The organism is Geomonas agri (genome assembly GCF_020179605.1).
GTDB classification, from domain to species: Bacteria; Desulfobacterota; Desulfuromonadia; order Geobacterales; family Geobacteraceae; genus Geomonas; species Geomonas agri.
Window position 1 is genome coordinate 1,566,526 of record NZ_JAINZO010000002.1, and the last position, 15,021, is coordinate 1,581,546.

General features: G+C 61.9%; 16 protein-coding genes. 9 read left to right on the forward strand and 7 right to left on the reverse strand.

What is annotated here, in order from left to right; genetic code table 11:
- Nucleotides 1-149: 149 nt before the first annotated feature.
- The 3 genes from K7R21_RS18225 to K7R21_RS18235 all read right to left on the reverse strand — a co-directional run bounded on the left by K7R21_RS18225 (nucleotide 150) and on the right by K7R21_RS18235 (nucleotide 2,610).
- Nucleotides 150-1,454: a pyridoxal phosphate-dependent aminotransferase gene (locus K7R21_RS18225; protein ID WP_224984710.1), complete on the reverse strand. Its 1,305-nt coding sequence runs from the start codon at nucleotides 1,452-1,454 to the stop codon at nucleotides 150-152.
- Nucleotides 1,455-1,672: 218 nt separating this feature from the next.
- Complete coding sequence (locus K7R21_RS18230; RefSeq protein WP_224984711.1) at nucleotides 1,673-2,260, reverse strand: SH3 domain-containing protein; 588 nt, start codon at nucleotides 2,258-2,260, stop codon at nucleotides 1,673-1,675.
- Complete coding sequence (locus tag K7R21_RS18235) at nucleotides 2,257-2,610, reverse strand: VOC family protein (protein WP_224984712.1); 354 nt, start codon at nucleotides 2,608-2,610, stop codon at nucleotides 2,257-2,259. The genes K7R21_RS18230 and K7R21_RS18235 overlap by 4 nt, the downstream gene beginning before the upstream one ends.
- 118 nt (nucleotides 2,611-2,728) lie before the next feature.
- On the opposite strand from K7R21_RS18235, the gene K7R21_RS18240 reads away from it, so the two are divergent.
- From K7R21_RS18240 to K7R21_RS18250, 3 genes are all read left to right on the forward strand, one after another.
- On the forward strand, nucleotides 2,729-4,330 hold the full coding sequence (locus K7R21_RS18240) for a thiolase family protein (RefSeq protein WP_224984713.1): 1,602 nt from the start codon (nucleotides 2,729-2,731) through the stop codon (nucleotides 4,328-4,330).
- Between the two features lie 93 nt (nucleotides 4,331-4,423).
- Nucleotides 4,424-4,585, forward strand: a complete 162-nt coding sequence (locus K7R21_RS18245) for a hypothetical protein (protein WP_224984714.1) — start codon at nucleotides 4,424-4,426, stop codon at nucleotides 4,583-4,585.
- A gap of 136 nt (nucleotides 4,586-4,721) precedes the next feature.
- Nucleotides 4,722-5,333, forward strand: a complete 612-nt coding sequence (locus tag K7R21_RS18250; protein WP_224984715.1) for a flavodoxin family protein — start codon at nucleotides 4,722-4,724, stop codon at nucleotides 5,331-5,333.
- Nucleotides 5,334-5,385: 52 nt separating this feature from the next.
- On the opposite strand, the gene K7R21_RS18255 is transcribed toward K7R21_RS18250, so the two are convergent.
- Nucleotides 5,386-5,580 carry a hypothetical protein gene (locus K7R21_RS18255; protein ID WP_224984716.1) on the reverse strand — a complete coding sequence of 65 codons (195 nt, stop codon included), beginning with the start codon at nucleotides 5,578-5,580 and terminating at the stop codon, nucleotides 5,386-5,388.
- A 270-nt stretch (nucleotides 5,581-5,850) separates the two neighbouring features.
- Here K7R21_RS18255 and def point away from each other — a divergent pair, with 270 nt between their 5' ends.
- The 5 genes from def to K7R21_RS18280 all read left to right on the forward strand — a co-directional run bounded on the left by def (nucleotide 5,851) and on the right by K7R21_RS18280 (nucleotide 10,015).
- Nucleotides 5,851-6,369, forward strand: coding sequence for a peptide deformylase (gene def / locus K7R21_RS18260; protein ID WP_224984717.1), 519 nt, complete (start codon nucleotides 5,851-5,853; stop codon nucleotides 6,367-6,369).
- A complete protein-coding gene (gene fmt, locus K7R21_RS18265; protein WP_224984718.1) occupies nucleotides 6,366-7,322 on the forward strand; it encodes a methionyl-tRNA formyltransferase in 957 nt (318 codons plus the stop codon). The genes def and fmt overlap by 4 nt, the downstream gene beginning before the upstream one ends.
- On the forward strand, nucleotides 7,312-8,082 hold the full coding sequence (locus K7R21_RS18270; RefSeq protein ID WP_318248351.1) for a DUF116 domain-containing protein: 771 nt from the start codon (nucleotides 7,312-7,314) through the stop codon (nucleotides 8,080-8,082). Before fmt ends, K7R21_RS18270 begins: the two co-directional genes overlap by 11 nt.
- 41 nt (nucleotides 8,083-8,123) lie before the next feature.
- Nucleotides 8,124-9,047: a polysaccharide deacetylase family protein gene (locus K7R21_RS18275; RefSeq protein ID WP_224984720.1), complete on the forward strand. Its 924-nt coding sequence runs from the start codon at nucleotides 8,124-8,126 to the stop codon at nucleotides 9,045-9,047.
- Nucleotides 9,048-9,148: 101 nt separating this feature from the next.
- Nucleotides 9,149-10,015 carry an NlpC/P60 family protein gene (locus K7R21_RS18280; RefSeq protein ID WP_224984721.1) on the forward strand — a complete coding sequence of 289 codons (867 nt, stop codon included), beginning with the start codon at nucleotides 9,149-9,151 and terminating at the stop codon, nucleotides 10,013-10,015.
- Nucleotides 10,016-10,021: 6 nt separating this feature from the next.
- Here the strand turns inward: K7R21_RS18280 and K7R21_RS18285 are convergent, their stop codons facing one another.
- From K7R21_RS18285 to K7R21_RS18295, 3 genes are all read right to left on the reverse strand, one after another.
- Nucleotides 10,022-11,059, reverse strand: a complete 1,038-nt coding sequence (locus tag K7R21_RS18285) for an HD-GYP domain-containing protein (protein WP_224984722.1) — start codon at nucleotides 11,057-11,059, stop codon at nucleotides 10,022-10,024.
- Nucleotides 11,060-11,336: 277 nt separating this feature from the next.
- Nucleotides 11,337-11,972: a response regulator gene (locus tag K7R21_RS18290; RefSeq protein WP_224984723.1), complete on the reverse strand. Its 636-nt coding sequence runs from the start codon at nucleotides 11,970-11,972 to the stop codon at nucleotides 11,337-11,339.
- 25 nt (nucleotides 11,973-11,997) lie between these two features.
- Nucleotides 11,998-13,728 (reverse strand): ATP-binding protein, encoded by a 1,731-nt coding sequence (locus tag K7R21_RS18295; RefSeq protein WP_224984724.1) that lies wholly within the window; start codon nucleotides 13,726-13,728, stop codon nucleotides 11,998-12,000.
- Nucleotides 13,729-14,349: 621 nt separating this feature from the next.
- Here K7R21_RS18295 and K7R21_RS18300 point away from each other — a divergent pair.
- Nucleotides 14,350-15,012, forward strand: coding sequence for a thiol:disulfide interchange protein DsbA/DsbL (locus K7R21_RS18300; protein ID WP_224984725.1), 663 nt, complete (start codon nucleotides 14,350-14,352; stop codon nucleotides 15,010-15,012).
- The last annotated feature ends 9 nt before the right edge of the window (nucleotides 15,013-15,021 follow it).

The window sequence follows — 15,021 nt, forward strand, 5'->3', positions numbered from 1 at the left end:
TGCCGCAGGGGAGAGGAGCGCAGAGGTCTCCCCTGTGGCAGCACACGAGGGAAGGCGGGAGGTCCGAAGGGAGGGCGCTGGGGAGACGGTCGAGGAGGTTCCCTCCCCCCGGAGGGGGAGGGACAGAGAGGGGGGAAGCCGCTCCCTCGCTAGGAGGCGAGGTAGGCGGCGATGTTGTCGGTCAGGGTGCGGTAGATCTTGCGGCACTCCTCCTCGTCGCGCTCCAGCAGCGTGACGCGGAAGCCGAGCAGTTCGGTGTTGAAGGAGGAGAGCGGCACCACGCAGATCCCGGTGTGGGCCAGGATGTAGTAGACGAAGCGCTTGTCCGGCGCAACACCCGGCTGGTTCACGATCCCTTCCACCAGCGCGCGGATGTCCGGGTTCTGGATCGGCAGGCTCTGCGTGTTGTTCAGGACGCCGGGCTTGAAAGGGACCGCCATGTAGAAGGCGCCGTTGGTGCGGTTCACCGACAGTTCCGGGATCTTGGACAGCGCGTCGTACATGATGTTGCTCATCTTCTCGTAGCGGCCGATGCGCTCGTTCAGGTAGTTATGGTACTCCGGGTGCTTCATCACGGCCGGCAGGCAGCGCTGCGGCAGCGTGGTGGAGCAGACCTCGTTCATCTTCGAGGAGAGGATGGAGTTGACGAACTTCTTGAAGCGCGAGTCGCGCTCGCCGTTGTAGACCTCGATCCAGCCGCAGCGCGAGCCGGGCCAGGGGAGTTCCTTGGAGATCCCCTTCATGGCGATGGCCGGCACCTCGCCGATCACGTCGGAGATGGGAACGGTGTGCTCGCCGTTATAGACGATGTTGCTGTAGACCTCGTCGGCGATCAGGAACAGGTCGTACTTCTTGGCGATAGCCACGATCTGCTTGAGCACCTCGGGGGGGTAGACCATGCCGGTCGGGTTGTCCGGGTTGATGAGCATGATGCCCGAGATCTGCGGGTTGTACTTGACGTGGCACTCCAGGTCTTCCATGTCCGGGTACCAGTTGTCCTCGGGCTTCAGTCGGTAGCAGACCGGGACCGCGTTGGCGTGGGCGGCTTCGCCGATGGAGTGGGTGGTGTAGGTCGGCGACGGCATCAGCACGCGGCTTTCGGCCCTGAGGTTCCCGTAGACCTTGGCGATAGCGTCGCCCAGGCCGTTGAAGAAGATGATGTCATCCGGGGTGATCTGCGCGCCGCCCCGCTTGTTGGTGATGCTGCAGATGAACTCGCGGGTCTCCAGCACACCGCGGGTGGGGCAGTAGGCGTAGCTCTCGTCGTGCATCGCTTCGGCCGCTACGATCTCCTTCATCCAGAGCGGGATGGTCTCACCCTTGACGATAGGGTCTCCAATGTTTTCCCAGTTGATCTTCACCCCGAGGCGCTGCACTTTTTCGGCTACGGTGACGATGTTTCGGATTTCGTAGGTCAGTTCTCCCGCGCCGGGAGTGACTATTTCGTTGCGCATTCTTTTCCCCCTGATGTGTATGTATCTGCCGGACTAAAGCGAATTTTGTATAAAAAAAGGCCGTGGGGGTCCCCCACGGCCTTCAGTAGAAATCTAATTTTCTAATCAGCAGTGGCGGCTCTAAAAGGGTCTGGCCGCTGCTGCCGCGTGGACGGAGCCACGTGATGTAACGTTGTTAGTATACATGACGCCTCAAATAACATGCAGGGATATCAATGTCAATGGTTTTTCTGTTTTGTGTCGTACTTAAGTGAGACGGTGAGCCGGCCGTCGGGGTCGCGCCAGCGCAGCCACCCGGCCGGTGTCTCGATCCTGGCCCACTCCTTTTCCACTTCGAGCACCCTGACCTCCCGGTCCCGGGACAGCGGCGGGGCGGCGCTCGCGTCGCCGCCGGGTGCCAGCCGCAGCTGGTACCACTCTTTTTTCAGGCCCGGGAGCAGGCGCACCGTGCGCCCGGGGAGGAAATCTCGCCACTCGCGGTACTCCCAGCCGCGCGCCTTTGCCAGCCACCCCTGACGCCCTGCCTCGTCCAGCGCCACCCTGACCCAGTCGCCGCGCCGCTCGCTCGCCGCCAAAAGCGGCTCCGCGTCATCTCCGGACAGGCGCGGCAGCGCCTGGGGCCTCGTCTCGGCGACCCGCTGCACGCCGGGTTCCTGGTACAGCGCGATGCTCTCCAGTGGCCATCCCGTCCCCTCTTTGAGGATCAGGACGCCGCACCCGCTGTAGGGGCGCGGCGTGGGGAGGGCGGCCAGGGCCGCCGAGCCGGCGCCCAAAAGGAGCAGGGCGGCGGTCAGAACCTTTTTCACATTTCCACCAGGGCGAATTCGTTGCCGTCCGGATCGGCGACAACCGCCATTTTGCCCCACGGGCTTTTCTCCAGCGGCTCGGTGAAGCGGACCCCCTCGCGGGTGAGCTTTGCGTAGAGCTCCTCGAGCCCCTTGACCGTGAAGGTGATGCCGGTGTGGCGACCGACCAGCTTCTGCGCCGCCTCGTGCATGGCGAGCGACACACCCAGGCCGGTTCCCTCGGCGGGGAGAAACTCCATCATGTACTCGGTCTCCTGCCCGGCCGCAAGGCCCAGCTGCTCACGATAAAAACGGCGCGCGGCTTTGATGTCCTTGACAAATACAACAATATTCTTAATTTTCTCTACCATGAAAACCACCTTGAGTGATATGTTGTGACAGCGTTCTAATACATAGCAGAGTGGGCGGGCGCTGGCAAGGCTATTCCGCCGCCGCACGGCGGCGGGACGCCCGTTGCAGGAGGGATCCGTGACGCAGCAATTCAAACCCAGGGAGGTGTACGTCGCCTCCTCGTATGCCGCCCCTGTGGGGCGCTACAACGGTCGCGAGCGTGAGGCGCTGAGCTTCTTGGAGATGGCCGAAAAGGCGGGGGAAGTGTTCGCCGGGAGCCGGATCCGCCGCTCCGAGGTGGGTGCCGTCGTGGTCGGGTGCCAGAACCCGGTCGCCTTCTCCGGGGTGGACAACACCGCCGCCAAGATCGCCGGCGTGCTCGGCATCTCCGGGGCCAAGTCGGTGCTGATCGACACCGCCTCATCTTCCGGCGCCTCGGCGTTGGAGTACGCCTACCTGCAGATTGCCTCCGGGCGCTGCGACCACGTGCTCGCCATCGGCATCCAGAAGATGAGCGACGTTTCCACCGGCCAGGCGACCCGCATCGTCGCCGGCGTGATCGATAAGGACGAGGCGGAGTTCGGTCTCTCCATGCCCGCCTGCGGCGCCCTGGTGGCCCGCTCGCTGATCGAGCGGTTGAAGCTCTCCACCGAAGAGTGGACCGCCTTCTCCGCGCTCCTGACCCAGAGGGCGCACCGCTTCGCCGCTAGGAACCCCGACGCCCACCTCAATTTCGAGATTCCGCTTGAGGAGTACTACCGCCAGATCGTCACCGGCAAGAACTACCGCTACTGGTGGCCCCTGCGCTACCACGACTTCTGCCCCATGTCCGACGGGGTGGCCGCGGTGCTCCTCTCCGCGACCCCGCACGAGGTGATCGTCTCCGGGGTGGGGAGCGCCACCGACATCCCCACCATCGCCGACCGCCCCTACTTTCACAGCTTCCCCGCCACGGTGCGCGCCGCCGCGGAGGCCTACGCCATGGCCGGCATCAGAAAGATCACCGATTTCGCCGGCAAGATCCACGTCAACATGCACGACCCCTTTAACGGCTTCGGTCCCATCAACATGGTGGACCTCGGCTTCGTTCCCAGGCGCCGCATCCTCGAGGCGCTTTTGAACGACGAGTTGACCGGCGAGTTTGGCAGCTTCCCCACCAACATCACCGGCGGCCTCAAGGGGCGCGGCCACCCGCTGGGCGCCACCGGCATGATCCAGATCGTCGAGAACCACCGCCTGATCACTGGCGGCAGGTTCCAGATGGGGCTCGCCCATTCCATCGGCGGGCCGATCAACAACAACGTGGTGACCCTGCTGGAGCGCACCAGCCATTACCGCCAGCGCTCCCACCCCGATATCTCCCCGTGGGGGCTGCCGCCTTTGGGGCGCATGAAGCCCAAGAACCTGAGCGTTAACGAACTGTTGAACGGCGAGCCGGTGCAGGGGCGCTTCGTCGCCGCCACTACCCGCTTCGACTTCAAGACCGGTGACCCGGAAGGGATCATCCTGATCGTTTCGTGCCTGGCCCACGGCCAGCGCCACTCCTTCCTGTTCGGCGTCGGCGGCGAGCACTACGCCGAGATCGTGCAGCTGAAATCCGGGGAGTCGGTGAGCCTGGAGAAGAGCGGCGAGGAGATCCTGGTGAACCGCATCCCGGTCAAGAAGTTCTACCGGCGCACCATGGACGGGGTGCTGGAGCTGGCCGGCAGCGGCTGGAAGAAGCTCACCGGCAACGGCTAGCGGGTTTGCCTTGACACCCTGTTCCGGATCGGTATAGTAGCCAGCCGGTCCGGCTCCCCGGGCAACCGCAACTAGGTAAGGAGCAACTGCAACATGACCCTGCTGTTCAAGATCCTGGGCGTCATCTTCGCCCTTTTTATCGTGCTGTTCGTTTTCATCGTGATCGAGGAATCCTTCCTGGGCGGGCGCCGCAGGAGAAAGCTGGAGCGCAAGGCGCAGGCCGAACAGGCGGCGCGGGAAGCGGACGTAAAGTAAGTAGTCCCTGCTTAAGTAGTCCCTGCCGCCGATTGTTTTTCCTCGCCCTCCGGGAGAGGGGCAGGGGTGAGGGCGTTGCCCGAGCAGGAGTGCGGCGGGTACCCGTGCCGCGGGTAGGTTGGCTGTCGGAGGCGTAATGGGTGACGCAGTAAAGGTGGTCGCCATCGTAGGAAGCTACCGCAAGGGAGGCATGGTCGACCAGGTGGTGGACGCGGTCCTCGCCGGGGCGACTGATGCCGGCGCGCAGGTCGAGAAGGTCTACCTCCTCGATACCCACGTCGAGTTCTGCACCAACTGCCGGCTCTGCACCCAGTCGCCGGGAGGCGCGCGCGGCATCTGCCCCATCGCCGACGAGATGGCGCGGGTGCTCGATCTGGTGGATGGGTGCCACGCGCTGGTACTTGCCTCGCCAACCAACTTCGGCTCGGTCACGGCGCTGACCAAGCGTTTCGTGGAGCGGCTGGTCTGCTACGCCTACTGGCCCTGGGGAGTGCCCGCTCCCAAGGTGCGCAGCAAGGAGAAACCGAGGCGGGCGGTGCTGGTGGCGGCGAGCGCGGCACCGGGCTTTCTGGCGCGGCTGTTCACGCCGGTCGTGAAGACGCTGAAGCAGAGCGCGGAACTGCTGGGAGCCACGTGCGTGGGGACAGTGTTCGTGGGGCTCGCGGCGAAGGAAGAACGCCAGGATGCCGGACAGCGGGTGCTGGACAAGGCGCGCCTTCTCGGGCAAAGACTGGTGACGCGGCGCTAGTGCCGCAATGGTGGGGTGTCTACCAGAATTGTCTAGTGGTGTTCAGGGGGGGCTAGCGGGGAGCCGCCATGGTGAAGCCGTCCTCGCGCCCCCAGAGGCGGCGCGGGCGCCTGGCCGGCATACGGGACGGTGCGTCGGAGCGCCCACGGGCCAAGAGATGCGGCAGGGCTGCTGCTGAAAGAAGGGGGGGCACTGCCGTTTTCCCTGCGTTGGATATTGTCGATGCTGCCACTGCGTGCTGCCTCATGTTTTCCCCCTGCGGTTGCCTGTCGCGCCTTGTAACAAGCAAGAGGTGTTCCCTGCCGTTAAGTTTCCGGAATTGCAGGAGTAGGTCCGGCAGAAACGGTTTTTTTGACCGTCGTGATTTTGACTTTGCCCCCCGAACGCCGGGATTTTGACGCGAGGCGGTGCTGCTCGGCGGTCCCGTAACGCTCCCTCCCTCATGAGTATGTCGTTGATTTTTCCCTAATACCTTTAGTATAGTGACTCGGATAGCCCCAAAGCAAAGGACGGACATATGCTGCGAAAAATATTGACCTATCCGGATCCGGAGCTGAAGAAACGCTCCCTGCCGGTTACCGTGATCAACGAAAAGACCCGCGAGCTGGTGCGGGACATGGCCGAGACCATGTACGACGCCCCCGGTGTCGGCTTGGCCGCCCCCCAAATCGGGGTGCACCAACGCATCGTGGTGATCGACGTTTCGAGCCAGGACGAGAGCCCCGAGCTGATTGTCGCCATCAACCCCGAGATCGTCCATGCCGAAGGCGAGGCCTACGAGGAGGAGGGGTGCCTGTCGGTACCCAAGTTTTCGGCCAACGTGCGTCGCCATGCCCGCGTGGTGGTGAAGATGCTGAACCTCGATGGTGAAGAGGTGGTGATCCGCGCCGACGACCTCCTGGCCATCGCTTTCCAGCACGAGATCGACCACCTGGACGGCGTCCTCTTCATAGACCACCTCTCCCCGCTCAAGAAGGGGATTTTCCGCAAGCGCTACCAGCGCGCCCAGGAAGAGGCAAAGGAGCAGCTTCGATGACCGGTTTGCGCATTATCTTCATGGGAACCCCCGAATTCGCCTGCCCGACCCTGCGCACCCTGATCGAGCGCGGTGAAAACGTGGTGGCCGTGGTCACCCAGCCCGACCGTCCCAAGGGGAGGGGGCAGCAGACTCTGCCGCCGCCGGTGAAGGTGGTGGCCGAACAGCACGGCATCCCGGTGCTGCAGCCGGTGAAGGTGCGCCTGCCGGAGTCCATCGAGCAGATCCGCGCCCTGGAGCCGGACCTGATCGTCGTGATCGCGTTCGGGCAGATCCTCCCCAAGGCGCTTCTGGACATCCCCAAACACGGCTGCATCAACGTGCACGCCTCGCTTCTGCCGCGCTACCGTGGCGCCGCGCCGCTCAACTGGTGCATCATCAACGGCGAGGATGAGACCGGGGTGACCACCATGATGATGGACGTCGGCCTCGACACCGGCGACATGCTCCTGAAGAGCGCCACCCCGATCGACCCGGACGAGGACACCCAGAGCCTGCACGACCGCATGTCGCTGCTGGGCGCGGAACTGCTGGCCCAGACCCTGGACCGGCTGGTGGCCGGGGAACTGACCCCGGAGAAGCAAGACGACTCGCTCACCTGCTACGCCCCGATGATGAAGAAAGAGGACGGCCTCATCGACTGGACCAGGAGCGCCCGCGACATCAAGAACCAGGTGCGCGGCATGACCCCGTGGCCCGGCGCCTTCAGCTACCTCGACGATAAGCTGTTGAAGGTGTACAAGGTGCAGACCGCCGCCGGAACCGGTACGCCGGGCGAGGTGGTCTCCGCCGGCCGCGACGGCATCGAGGTCGCCTGCGGCGAGGGGAGCTTGCTGATCCGCGAGCTGCAGCTGGAAGGGAAGAAACGGATGGCCGCCGGTGATTTCCTCGCCGGGTACAAAGTGCCGGCCGGTTCGCTGCTGGGCAGGAAGGATGGCGCAGTTGGGGCATAAGGGCGCATATCAGAAGCCGCCCCAGAAGCGGCTCTTCGTGGCCTTAATGGGGGTGACCTGCCTGTTGGTGGTGGGGCTCATCTACTTGGGGTGGTACATCCCGACCATGGGCCTGGCCAACATCCACCCGGACCTGCCGCGCGTGGTAGGGATGGTTTTCGCCGTCCTCTCCGGCATCGCCGTCCTGGGGACCGTCCTGTTGGTGCTCACTACTGCCCTTGGGAAGGACATCCTTGGCACGAAGTTCATGCGCGGGGTGGTGATCAAGTTCCTGCTCCCGCTTATCGAGCAGATCGGCAGGCTGTGCGGCATCTCCAAGGACACCATCCGCCAGTCCTTCGTGGCCATGAACAACTCCCTGGTGGTTTCCCAACGTCTGAAGATCAAGGCGGACCGGATCCTGATCCTGCTCCCCCACTGCCTGCAGCTCGCCGAGTGCGAGATCAAGGTCACCGGCGAAATCGACAAGTGCCTGCGCTGCGGTCGCTGCGACATCATGGGGCTAGCCGACCTGGCCCGCAAGTACAGTGTCGACATCTCCGTGGCGACCGGCGGTACGCTGGCGCGCAAGGTCATCATCGAGAAGCGCCCCAAGCTGGTCCTGGCGGTCGCTTGCGAACGTGATCTCACCTCCGGCATCAAGGACTGCTACCCCCTCCCGGTGATCGGGGTACTCAACGATCGCCCCTTCGGCCCCTGCTTCAATACCCGCGTCGACGTCGACAAGATCGATGCCGCGCTCCGCTCGGTGCTGGCCTAGCGCCGCACCCGCGGCCGCCCGCACTGAGCCCCGAGTCCGCCATGCGTCTTCTTCGTTTCCTGCTTCTTTTCCTCCCGTTGTACATTGCCGCGCCCCACGCCGCCCATGCCCGGCAGATTACCGAATACCGCGCCCTGCGCGAGCCGGTTGTCGACCGTAACGGCCGGGCGCTGTGGGCCGTCAGGAGCTTCAAGGAGGAAGGGGTTCCGCACCGGCTGGTGGTCGATGCCGCAACCCTGCAGAGCTATGACCTCCCGGCAGCGGACTTGGTCCCCCGGAAGGAGGAAGACTTCCACGCCACGCGGCTGGGCCGCGCTGTCACGCGCTACACCGCTCCCCCGTACCGGCTGCAAAACGGGGGCGCCACCCGCGCCGATTCCGCGGTTGACGGCTTTTTCCTCACCGTCGATCTCTGCCCCTCGAAGCGCCCCTTCGAGCGTGAGCTGTTCGAGGTCGCCGAGGCACTCGGCCACGGCAAGGCGGTCCCGGTGGCCGTCATGGTGACCGGGCTCTGGCTGGGGACCCACCCGGATGAAGTCGCCTATCTGAAGGGGGAGGTGGCGGCGGGTAGGCTGGCGGTCACTTGGGTGAACCACTCCTGGCACCACCACTACGATCCGAAGGCGCCCCTGGCCGACAACTTCCTGCTGGCACCGGGCACCGACCTCCGCGCCGAGGTGCTGCAGGTGGAGCAGGAACTCCTGGCACGCGGCCTGGTTCCTTCCCCCTTCTTCCGCTTTCCCGGGCTGGTTTCCGACGGCGCCGCGATGAAACTGCTGGGCGAACTTGCCCTGGTACCCATCGGCGCCGACGCCTGGCTGGCCAAGGGGGAGCAACCGCGCCGCGGCAGCTTCATCCTGGTGCACGGCAACGGTAACGAGCCCAAGGGGATCAAGCTTGCGCTGCCGCTCTTGAAGGGGACGGAGGTGCATCTCATGCCGCTTGCCGCCGCCTTCGCCGAGTGATCGCGGTTCCGTCCGCGCCACAACCCGCGGCCCCAGCCGCACTTCTGCCGGCCGGGTTCCGGCCCCAAGCCGCTCCCGCCGGTCCTGACACGAGGTAGGTCATGAAGACTCTTCTCCTTGCCGTCATAGCCCTTGCCCTGGTCGCCATTCCCATTTCCAACCGTACCGCCTCCGGTGCCTCTCTAAGAAAGGTGGTCGCCGTCTCTTACGCCCCGGTGCTCAACACCCCCGATTTCGCTGGCAGCTTCAGCGGCAAGGTGCAGCTCGACCCCTGTCGCGGGGTGCGCCCGATTGAGTTCGTCGCCCTGCCGGGCACCCTCTTTACGGTGGAGAGGGGACTGGAGCAAAACGGCGTCAAGATACTGCGGGTGACCAGCAACGATTATCCCTATCACTCCAAAACGGGGTTGTTCATCGACGCGCGTTTCGTTGAAGCGGCGGGGGCTGACACTAAGGAGCGTCGCCCGCACCTCCCGGAACTGGCCGAGATCCAAAAACGACTGTTGGCGGCGCTGGGTAAGCCCTACGTCTGGGGGGGCAACGTGAAGGACGGTGTTCCGCTTTTGCGCAAGTACTACCCGCAGGGGGACCCGCTGGCGGGGGTGGACTGCTCCGGGCTCCTCTACCAGGCGACCGACGGCTTTACCCCGCGCAACACGTCGACCCTGATCGGCTACGGCGAGGCGGTGCCGGTGGCGGGGCTAACCGCCGAGCTAATCGCGGCGAAACTGAAGCCCCTGGACCTCCTGGTCTGGAACGGACACGTGATGGTGGTGCTGGATGACGATTCCATCATCGAAAGCAGGATGGGGTGCGGCGGGAAGCCCAGCGGGGTGATGATCACGCCCAGGCTCGAGCTGGTCAGGCAGATCATGAAAACGAGAAAGCCCGCGGACAGCTTCCCTAAGGGGAGCGCCGGGGCCAAGAGTTTCGTGGTGCGCAGATGGTTCCCCGTCGCGGGGAGATGAGTCGCCCTAGGCCAAGGCGCGCAGGAGGTTGAGGTCTGCCTCTTTTGGGGCGATCTGGTTCAGCGGGGCCTCCCCGAGCACTTCCTCGGAAGAGGGGAGGGCTCCCTCCGGGACCACCTTCAGGAACACCTCCACTATGCCCGGGTCGAGCGCTGCCCCGCTCATCGAGCGCACCATCTCCCGGGCCTCGGCCTCGGGATAGCGCTTGCGGTAGGAGCGGTCCATGGTGAGCGCGTCATAGATGTCCGCCACGGAGACGATGCGCGCCTCCAGCGGGATCTCCTCCCCGTTCAGCCCCAGCGGGTAGCCGGTCCCGTCGTACTTCTCGTGGTGGTGGCGGATGATGTTCTTGGCCAGTTCCGAGAGCCGTGCCTTTTCCGCCAGGTCGGCGCCCCAGTCGGTGTGCAGCTTCATGGTTTCGAACTCGTCATCGTTGAGCCGGCCGCTGCCGTTCAAGATCATCTCGGAAACGCCAATCTTGCCGCAATCGTGCAGCCAACTGCCGTACTTGATCTGGCGCAGGATGTCCTTGGAGAGTCCCATCGCGTCGGCAATCAGGAGGGCGTACACCGCCACCCGGTCGCAATGCCCCTTAGTGCTGGGGTCCTTGAGCTCGATGGTCTGGGCCAGGGAGCGCAGCACCGCCTCGTCCTCCCGCCTCATGGCCTGCACGGTCCGGTAGCGCCTGAGCCCCTCCTGTACCACGTCCAGGATTTCCTGTTCCTTCCACGGTTTCAAGAGGTAGCGGAACACTTCCGAGCTGTTGATGGCGGCTAGTGCGGTGGCGAGGTCGACGTAGGAGGAGATGAGCACCTTGACGGTGTCCGGGGAAAGCTGGCGCAGTTCGGAGAGAAAGTCGAGGCCGGACATGCCCGGCATCCGGTTGTCCGAGACCACTACCGCTATCTCGTGGTGGCGGAACAGCTCCAGGGCTTCCGCCGCGTCCCCGGCGGTGAGCAGTTCGATGCCGTGCGACCTGAACAGGTCCATGGAGTGCTGCAGTATCAGTTTGTTGTCATCCACGAAAAGCACTTCGGCTGCCATCGGTGCATCCCCCGCTCAACAATTCATTGCATAAAAAGCAGTTCACTCCATGTTTGGGCCGCCAAGACGCGGTCGAACGCGGGTGCATCGTATTCCTTCGCTGTTTTCTTGTCAATTCCTAATCTCTACGTGAAAGACGCAGTAACGAGGAGTTGGCTCACTTGGCGCAGCAGTTCATCAAGTCGTTGCCGATCCGGCTTTTCAAGGTGCGGTGTCGTAGCGACCGACGGCTCCGGCTTGAGACGCGTGCCACTGACCTGTTGGCACGGAAAGAGGGTTACTCCGAAACATCCATGTTCATCCGGTAGGTCCCGTACTTGATCCGGGTCAGCACGTTCTTTTCCAGCATAATCTGGAAGGTGGCGACGACGGTCGGTTTGCTGGCGCTCAGGGCCTCCGCCACCTCGTCGTACGTGCCATGGAACGTGTTGTCCGCGTCAAGGTGGTTCAGGACGTACTCCATAATTTCGGCGCGCCTGCCACCGAGGGTATCCAGGATCTTGAGGACGAACTCCTTTTTTTCCACCCCGTTGTTCGACTCTTTCCCCTCGGTTACCTTCCTGATCGCCAGGTCGGAAAGGAGCTCCAGCATGTCGTGGAAATTGAACGGCTTCAAGAGGTAGCCGTCAGCCTTGTAGCGGAAAGCGTCGAGCAGGTACTCCGACTCCGAATGGGCCGAAACCATGACCACCGCAACCGCCGGCATCTTCTGCTTTATGGCATTGAGCAGTTCGAGACCGGACATGCCGGGCATGCGGATGTCGGTCAGCACAATGTCCGGGTGATGCTCTTCCAGCGCATGCAGGGCCTCATCGGCGCTGCCGACACAGATCGTGTTTTTGCTGAAACTGCTCAGTACCAGCTTCATCTGCTCTCTGGCCGTCTCCTCGTCATCCACAAAAAGAATCGTCATTTGTTGCAACGCGGTTACGTTCACATTATCCCCCTTCGGTTATTCTGGCGAATTGCACACAGATGCAGGCCCCGTGCAGGTCTTTCCCCTGCAGCTCAAAGGACCTGTTCTCCGCCCACACCTTGCCCTTGTCAAGATTGCTGACGATCTGGTGACACAGGTAGAGTCCGAGCCCCGTGCCGTCGCCCTTGTCCTTGGTGGTCACGTACGGCTCGAAGATACGCTTGAGCAGATGCTCCGGAATCCCCCCCCCATTGTCCTGGAAGGTCACGGTCACCAGGCCTCCCGCCTCCTCGCTGCAGGAAAGCAGGATGAACCGGTCGCCCGCCACCAGGGATAGCTGATCCCGGGCGTTCAACAGCACATTGATGGTCAGTTGCACCAGGTCGTTGACGAAGCCCATGGCATGCACCGGCGCTGTGATCCGGTTGTCGATGGTGATCCGGCTTTGTTCCATGACCGGGGCGACCATCGAGATGGCCCGCTCGACCGATGCTTGCAGGTCGATCATCGTCCGGCTGCTGCCCGACATCAGCAGCGATCGCCAGTCATCTATGATGTTCGACATGTATTGAATGTTCTGGTTCGCCTGCGTGATCTGGTTGTTGAGCAGGGTGTCGTCCAGTTTGCCGAACTGGTTCTGCAACCCGATGTTCTGAACGATCAGCGACAGGTTGTAGAGCGGTTGCCTCCATTGATGTCCGATGTGCCCCAGCATCTCGCCGAGGGCGCACTGTTTGGAGCGCTGGGCCAGCATGTTGCCTTGCTCGGTGATGATGCGCTCGTACTTTCTGAACCCGACCATGTTGATACACAGCATGACGCATGCGGTGATGGCGAAGAACAGCAACCAGACGTAGAAATAGCCCCAGTGCCGGAGCCGCAGTTCGGTCATGTCGTAGGCAACGAGGTACTTGCCGACTTCGCGACCCGCGTTGTTGCGCAGGACCTGGGAGGTACTGACCAGGTAGTACCTGTCGCCGATTTGTATGTCGTTTCTGCTCCGCCGGAAGTCTATTCTGTCCTTGAACTGGTTGAAGAACTCGGCGTCGTTGGCTTTTAGCCTGCGGTAGTAGTCATAGACAAACTCGGCTGAATTTGGCCTAAATCCACTGCTACTGTCGATTAATTTGCCCCTGGAAAAGATGGCTGTTCTGACGTCACTGAAGAACCACTTGAGGTTGTAGTGAAAAAATGAAACGTCGACCCCGATCTCGATGGTTCCTACCACATTGCCCTGAGCGTCCCGCACCGGAAGGACCGTGCAGAAGTAGAGGGGGACGATATTGCTCTCGTATCCGTAGGAATATTTCTTGGTGGCGAAGACCTCTTTGCCGACGCTCGGTTTGAACTGCGCCGGGTCATGCAGGACGGATGGCGGCGTCATGTGAAATCTAAGTTTCCCGTTGCCGTCATAGATCAGCACCGAAATAACCGGAACGTACCTTTTGCCGAAATCCTGGAAAACGGGCTCGGCCACCTTCTGGAGCGACTCCTCGTTACCTGTCTGCAGCAACTCGGCGAAGCGCTTCTCCTTTGCAATCGTGGATACGTAGCTGACCAGCCGCGAGCAGAGATATTCCGATTCGCTGTCGTGCGCGTTCTTTATGAAACTGTTGATCTTGTTGGCGAAGTAGGCGTAGTCGGACGTCCTCTTGTGCAGATCCATCAGGGAAAAGAAGCAGAACATGCAGAAGAGCAGGACGTAGGTGACGATCACGATACGGTTCTTGCTTGCTTCCAGAAACCTTTTCACTGTTGCGTCCCTCCCTTCACTCCCGATCGCGAACCGGTCCCCGTGGCGCACCCCGGCTTCCTGTCGCAGCGGCCCAGCCTAAAAACCAGTTTAGTTTACTTCGTTATAACAATATATGTAAACCAAAAAGTAGGGGAAGGCATACAAATCTTCCCGACCGCCCCTCCATTCGCACTATCTTGCCCCCTCGACAGTACCCTAACCCTGTCATAGCAACATTCCCCCACTCTCATGATGTAGCCTGCCACGTGACTTAATTTCCTGTTTTTATTGGACTGAAACAGAGGCGTCCACCCCGCTGCCAGCACGACAAGCCCCTGTGAGATACGTGGGCGCAACCTGTGCGAAAAAAAATTGATAAAAACTGCTTGACACTCTGCTTTTGGTTTTGTTAAATAAACTAAAAAGCAACATATGCTACTGATAAAAACCAAAAGTTGGGAAATTTGTGGATGTGGCGCTTGATTGAGTGATTAGAGTTTATTTTTTCAAACCAAAACAGGGCAACGCTGTACCGGCAGGCCTCAAAAGAAAGGAGGGACGCGACGGATCGGATGTCACACGAGAGGAAACGGAGCCAGGATCAGCAGTAACAACCATACGCTACAAAGGAGACAGGTCATGTTCAAATTCGCAAAAACCATCATCAAGAGTTTCGCACTGGTAGCCCTTCTCGCCGGCACCAGCTTCGCCTTCACCGAGGGGACCGATTACGTCAAGCTGGCGAAACCGATCCCGAACGCCCAGGGGACCCTGATCAAGGTGTTCAGCTACGATTGCCCGTTCTGCTACAAGTACGACAAGAAGATCACTCCGAACCTGGTTCCCAAGCTGCCGAGCGATCTGAAGTTCCGCCCCTTCCATCTGAAAACCAAGGGCAAGTACGGCGTCCAGGGCAGCGAGCTCTTTGCCGTGCTGCTGCTCAAGGATCAGAAAGCCGGCCTCTCCGACCGTGATCTCTACACCGAGAAATCCCTCTTGAAAAAGGCCAAGATGGCCTACTACACCGCCTACCACGATAAGAAGGAACGCTGGGATGCGGGTCCCGACGCCTACCTGAAGACCGGTCTCGACGCAGTCGGCATGAGCAAGGCTGAGTTCGACAAGGCGAAAGCGGATCCCAAGGTCAAGGCGCTGCTCAAAGAGTGGGACCAGTCCTATGACGTCGCCAAGGTCCAAGGCGTTCCCGGCTTCGTCGTTAACGGCAAGTACCTCGTCATGACCAAGAGCATCACTTCCATAGACGGCATGCTGAAGCTCATCAACGAGTTGAAGACCAAATAAGGAGGCACG

Excerpts from the sequence above, each read along its gene's own strand:
- K7R21_RS18290 (WP_224984723.1), bottom strand. The coding sequence starts at position 11,972 with ATGACGATTCTTTTTGTGGATGACGAGGAGACGGCCAGAGAGCAGATG.
- K7R21_RS18245 (WP_224984714.1), top strand. The coding sequence starts at position 4,424 with ATGACCCTGCTGTTCAAGATCCTGGGCGTCATCTTCGCCCTTTTTATC.
- K7R21_RS18255 (WP_224984716.1), bottom strand. The coding sequence starts at position 5,580 with ATGAGGCAGCACGCAGTGGCAGCATCGACAATATCCAACGCAGGGAAA.
- K7R21_RS18280 (WP_224984721.1), top strand. The coding sequence starts at position 9,149 with ATGAAGACTCTTCTCCTTGCCGTCATAGCCCTTGCCCTGGTCGCCATT.
- K7R21_RS18250 (WP_224984715.1), top strand. The coding sequence starts at position 4,722 with ATGGGTGACGCAGTAAAGGTGGTCGCCATCGTAGGAAGCTACCGCAAG.
- K7R21_RS18300 (WP_224984725.1), top strand. The coding sequence starts at position 14,350 with ATGTTCAAATTCGCAAAAACCATCATCAAGAGTTTCGCACTGGTAGCC.
- K7R21_RS18285 (WP_224984722.1), bottom strand. The coding sequence starts at position 11,059 with ATGGCAGCCGAAGTGCTTTTCGTGGATGACAACAAACTGATACTGCAG.
- K7R21_RS18235 (WP_224984712.1), bottom strand. The coding sequence starts at position 2,610 with ATGGTAGAGAAAATTAAGAATATTGTTGTATTTGTCAAGGACATCAAA.
- K7R21_RS18275 (WP_224984720.1), top strand. The coding sequence starts at position 8,124 with ATGCGTCTTCTTCGTTTCCTGCTTCTTTTCCTCCCGTTGTACATTGCC.
- K7R21_RS18225 (WP_224984710.1), bottom strand. The coding sequence starts at position 1,454 with ATGCGCAACGAAATAGTCACTCCCGGCGCGGGAGAACTGACCTACGAA.
- fmt (WP_224984718.1), top strand. The coding sequence starts at position 6,366 with ATGACCGGTTTGCGCATTATCTTCATGGGAACCCCCGAATTCGCCTGC.
- def (WP_224984717.1), top strand. The coding sequence starts at position 5,851 with ATGCTGCGAAAAATATTGACCTATCCGGATCCGGAGCTGAAGAAACGC.